The organism is Mesorhizobium sp. M7A.F.Ca.CA.001.08.2.1 (genome assembly GCF_003998455.1).
GTDB lineage: Bacteria > Pseudomonadota > Alphaproteobacteria > Rhizobiales > Rhizobiaceae > Mesorhizobium > Mesorhizobium ciceri.
Map to the genome: position 1 here is coordinate 1 of NZ_RZPW01000824.1, position 2,615 is coordinate 2,615.

A 2,615-nucleotide genomic window follows, 5' to 3' on the forward strand; every position below is an offset into this window, starting at 1 on the left:
ATGCCCTTGGCCCACAGAACCAGCGGGATACCGGCCGGCATATGGTCCTTCGCGGCCGCCAGCGTCGCCCGCAGCGACTGCGCCGGCGTCACCGCCAGCACGCAATCGGCACCGTCGAGCGTGGCCTGGATGTTGCTCGTCGCCACGATGCCGGGCTGGAGCGTAATGCCCGGCAGGTAGCGTGGATTTTCGCCGCGGTCGATCGCGGCGACGGTCTCCGGATCGCGCGCGTAAAGGCGGACGAAATGGCCGGCGCGCAGCATGGCCAAAGCCAAGGCAGTGCCCCAGGCGCCGCCGCCGAGCACGGCAACGCGCCAGCCGCTTGGCGCGGTGTCTTTGCCGCTCATTGCCACCTCGTTCATGCCTTGGCTCCGCGCCGGCCGGAGCCGACCATCGGCGCCGAGATGCTGTCCAGCGGCCAGCGCGAGCGCGGCACGAAATCGAAGCCGTTCTCTTGCGCCATGCCCTCGCGCAGCCGCTCGATGCCGGCCCAGGCGATCATCGCCGCATTGTCGGTGCAAAGTTTCAGTGGCGGCGCAATGAAGGTGAAGCCGGTCTCGGCGCAGAGCCGCTCCAGCATGGCCTTGATCGTGCGGTTGGCGGCGACACCACCGGCAACGACGAGGGCTGGGTTCCTAGTGCCGGGAAATGTCTCGCGAAAGCGCGTCAGCGCGCGAGAAACACGGTCGGCCAGAGCATCGGCTACGGCTGCCTGGAACGAGGCGCAGATGTCGGCGACGTCCTGGTCGCTCAGCGGCGCAATGGCGCTCGCCGCCTGGCGCACGGCGGTCTTGAGGCCGGAGAAGGAGAAGTCGGGCTGGGCCGAGCCCTTCATCGGACGCGGAAAGGCAAAGCGCGAGGCGTTGCCGGCCTGTGCCGCCTTCTCGACATTCGGTCCGCCGGGATAGGGCAGGCCGAGCATCTTGGCCGTCTTGTCGAAGGCTTCGCCGAGCGCGTCGTCGATAGTCGTTGCCCAGCGCTGGTAGTCGCCGACACCCCGCACGGCGACGATTTGCGTATGGCCGCCGGAGACCAGCAGCAAGAGATAGGGAAAGTCGAGCCCGTCGGTCAGCCTTGCGGTCAGCGCATGGCCTTCGAGGTGGTTGATGGCGATCAGCGGCTTGTTCGCCGCCGCGGCGATTGCCTTGGCGGTCATCAGCCCGACGATCAGCCCGCCGACCAGTCCGGGGCCGGCGGTGGCGGCAATCGCGTCGATATCGGCTAGTGCTGTACCCGAATCGGCAAGCGCCGCCTCGATGATGCCGTCCAGCGCCTCGACATGGGCGCGCGCGGCGATTTCCGGCACGACGCCGCCGAAAGCGGCATGCTCCTCGATCTGGCTGAGCACGATGTTGGACAGGATTTTTGGCGCGGCGTCGCCGTCGATGGCCACCACGCTGGCGGCGGTCTCGTCACAACTCGTCTCTATGCCCAGCACGCGGATCAATTCGTCGCTGTCCCTAAAGATTGTATCATGGGGCTTTCCCCGTTAGGAGAACCCCGGAAAAGCCTCGCTTGCCGGGGGGGTTATCACGGACTGCGCGCCATGCAAACAATCTTGAGAATCGGAACACGCGGCAGCCCGCTGGCGCTGGCGCAGGCGCATGAAACGCAGGCGCGGCTGATGGCCGCGCATGGCATGCCGGCGGAGGCGTTCGAGGTGGTCGTCATCTCGACCAGCGGCGACCGCATTCAGGACCGGCCGCTGTCGGAAGCCGGCGGCAAGGGCCTGTTCACCAAGGAGATCGAGGAGGCGCTGCTGGCCGGCCGGATCGACATCGCCGTGCATTCGTCGAAAGACATGCCGACGCAACTGCCCGACGGCCTCGAACTGTCGGCCTTCCTGCCGCGCGAGGACGCACGCGACGCCTTTGTCGGCAAAGCGGCGAAGACGATCGCCGAACTGCCGCGCGGGGCGAAAGTCGGCTCGTCGTCGCTGCGGCGGCAAGCGCTGATCCGCCGGATGCGGCCGGATCTCGACGTGGTGATGTTCCGCGGCAATGTGCAGACGCGGCTGCGCAAGCTCGACGAAGGCGTCGCCGCCGGCACGATCCTGGCCTATGCCGGGCTGAAGCGGCTTGGGCTCGAGCATGTCGTCACCGACCTGATACCGCTCGATGTCTTCCCGCCGGCGCCGGGGCAAGGCGCGATCGGCATCGAAACTCGTATCGGCGACCGCGATGTCGAAAAGATGCTGGCGGCCGTTCATGATGTGCCGACCGGCCAGGCGTTGGCCTGCGAGCGTGCCTTCCTAGCGGCGCTCGATGGCTCCTGCCGCACGCCGATCGCCGGCTATGCGGCGATCGAGGCCGGAAAGCTGTCTTTTGCCGGGCTGATCATCTCGCCCGACGGCACGCAGTCGCACACGGTCGAGCTGCAGGGATCGGCGCAAGACGCCGCCCGCATCGGCGGCGAAGCGGCCCGGAGCGTGCGCGCCAGGGCCGGCGAAAAGTTCTTCGACGGCTGGCTCTGAAATGCTTCGCGTCCTGGTGACCAGGCCGGAACCGGGTGCTTCGCGCACAGCGCATCGGCTGGAGGAGGCAGGTTTCCAGCCGGTTCTTTTGCCCCTGACCGAAACAAGGGCGTTGCCCGCCGCTGCCGGACTGATCCCGGAC

3 protein-coding genes and 1 pseudogene are annotated in these 2,615 nt (G+C 67.7%); 2 read left to right on the top strand and 2 right to left on the bottom strand.

Annotation, left to right across the window (positions count from 1 at the left end; translation table 11 throughout):
- A partial coding sequence (locus tag EN914_RS31550) for an NAD(P)-binding domain-containing protein (RefSeq protein WP_164779051.1) occupies nt 1-362 on the bottom strand: 362 nt, incomplete at its 3' end.
- Nucleotides 359-1,444, bottom strand: coding sequence for a tRNA (adenosine(37)-N6)-threonylcarbamoyltransferase complex transferase subunit TsaD (gene tsaD / locus EN914_RS31555; protein WP_174299077.1), 1,086 nt, complete (start codon nt 1,442-1,444; stop codon nt 359-361). The genes tsaD and EN914_RS31550, both read right to left, overlap by 4 nt.
- A 102-nt stretch (nt 1,445-1,546) precedes the next feature.
- On the opposite strand from tsaD, the gene hemC reads away from it, so the two are divergent.
- The gene (gene hemC / locus EN914_RS31560; protein WP_024503042.1) at nt 1,547-2,473 is read left to right on the top strand and encodes a hydroxymethylbilane synthase; all 927 of its coding nucleotides are present in this window, start codon (nt 1,547-1,549) and stop codon (nt 2,471-2,473) included.
- Between the two features lies 1 nt (nt 2,474).
- A pseudogene (locus tag EN914_RS39515) lies at nt 2,475-2,615 on the top strand (uroporphyrinogen-III synthase); the annotation flags it as partial.

Bases quoted from the DNA above. Each gene is read 5' to 3' on its own strand.
- hemC (WP_024503042.1), top strand. From the start codon at position 1,547: ATGCAAACAATCTTGAGAATCGGAACACGCGGCAGCCCGCTGGCGCTG.